Consider the following 2,101-nt stretch of genomic DNA (forward strand, 5'->3'; position numbering starts at 1 on the left):
CCTTCGTCCCGCTGGACCCCGGGCACGCGCCAGGGCGCCTCGCCGACCTCGCCGCGGACGCGTCGGTCTCTCTCGTCCTCGCGCAGGAGCGCCTCCTGGACCGCCTCCGCGGGACGGCGGCCGAGGTGGTGTGCATCGACGCGGAGTGGCCGCGGATCGCGCGGGAGGGCGCCGCCCTCCCGACCGCCGCCATCGCCCCGGAGCAGCTCGCGTACGTGAGCTACGGCCCGGAGGCCGCGGGGGCGCCGCGCGGGGTCTGCGTCGATCACCGGGCCCTCCTCGCCACCACGTCCGCCGCCCTGGAAGCGTTCGGCCCGGAGGCCGGCGACCGGGTCCCCTGCCTGGCCCCGTTCGCCTCCGAGGCCTGGCTCCTGGAATGCCTGGTCCCGCTCCTCGCCGGGAGCACGGTGCGCCTGGTCCCCGGGGAGCGGGCCCTGGACGCCGCGCGGCTGGCTGCGGACGTCGAGGCTTGCACCGTGGTGCACGCCACGCCCGCCCTGATGGGCCGGCTCGTCCGGGAGGTGGTCGCCTCGGGACGGGGCACGCTCCCGGGGGTCCGCCGGGCCTTCGTCGGGGGAGACTCGGTCGCGCCGGGGCTGCTCGCGCGGATGCGCGAGGTCTTCCCGGCGGCGGAGGTCGGGGTCCTCCACGGCCCCACCGGGGGGGGCTCCTCCCTCTACGTGCTGGACCGCTCGGGCGCCCCGGTGCCGGTCGGCGTTCCCGGTGAGCTCTTCCTGGGAGGGGCCGGCGTGGCCCGCGGCTACCTGGGGCGCCCGGCGCCGACCGCGGCGGGCTTCCTGCCCGATCCGTTCTCCCCGGAGCCCGGGGCGCGGATGTACCGCACCGGCGCCCGGGTCCGCTGGCTCCCCTCGGGGGAGCTGGAGCACCTGGGGAGGGTGGACGGACAGGTGACGGTCCGCGGCTTCCGCGTCGATCCCGGCGCGGTGGAGGAGATCCTCGCCGGCGAGCCGGAGGTGCTCGAAGCGGCGGTCGTGGCGATGGACGGCGGGGCGGGGGAGGAGCGCCTGGTGGGCTACGTGGTCCCGGCGCCCGGCGCGCAGCTCTCCACCGGTGAGCTCCGGGACCGGCTGAAGGCAAGACTCCCGGGCTACATGGTGCCCTCGGCGCTGGTGGTGCTGGAGGCGCTCCCCCTGGGGGCCGACGGGAATACCGACCGCCGGGCCCTCCCGGCCCCCCCGCAGGCCTCGCCCGAGGACGAGCACACCCGGCCGCCCACGCCCACCGAGGAGGTGGTCGCGGCGATCTGGTCGCAGCTCCTGGGGGTGGAGCGGGTCGGGGTGGGGGCGGACTTCTTCGACCTGGGCGGGCACTCCCTCGTCGCGACCCGGGCCGTCTCGCGGGTGGCGCAGGTGTTCGGGCTCGACCTCCCCCTGCGGGTGATGTTCGAGGAGCCCACGGTGGCCCGGCTCGCCCGGTACGTGGACTCGGCGGTCCGGACCGAGGAGGCGCTCCCGCCGGTGCGCCGCACGGGCGCGCGCGAGGCCCCGCTGTCCTTCGCGCAGCAGCGCCTCTGGTTCCTGGAGCAGCTCCACCCCGGGAACTCGGCCTACAACCTCCCCGTGGCGTTCCGCCTGGCCGGGAGCCTCGACGAGGAAGCGCTGGAGCGGAGCCTCGCCAGGATCGTGGAGCGGCACGAGGTGCTGCGCACCACCTTCCGCGAGGTGGAGGGCGTTCCCGTCCAGCTCGTCCACCCGCCCGCGGGGCGGGTCCTGCGCACGGTGGAGCTCGGCGGGCTCCCCGCGGCCCGCTCCGCGCCCGCGCTCGCGGCGCTCCTGGAGGCGGAGGCCGCCCGCCCCTTCGACCTGGAGCGCGGCCCGCTCTTCCGCGCCCACCTCTTCCGGCTGCGCGGGGAGGCGGTGCTCCTGCTGGTGATGCACCACGTCGTCGGCGACGGGTGGAGCACCGGGGTGCTCCACCGGGAGCTGGAGGCGCTCTACGCCGCCGCGCGCGCGGGAGAGCCCGACCCGCTCCCGGAGCTGCCGGTGCAGTACGCCGACTTCTCCCTCTGGCAGCGCGAGCACCTGGACGCGGAGCGGCTCGCCCCGCACCTGGCGTACTGGCGCGAGCGCCTGGCCGGCGC

The 2,101-nt window shown here is 77.5% G+C and carries 1 protein-coding gene; it reads left to right on the plus strand.

Annotated elements, in window-relative coordinates; genetic code table 11:
• Positions 1-2,101 (plus strand): condensation domain-containing protein (locus VGR37_24120; protein ID HEV2150508.1); only part of this gene is annotated, 2,101 nt, incomplete at both ends.

The sequence above is a fragment of the Longimicrobiaceae bacterium genome, assembly GCA_035936415.1.
Taxonomy (GTDB): Bacteria; Gemmatimonadota; Gemmatimonadetes; order Longimicrobiales; family Longimicrobiaceae; genus JAFAYN01.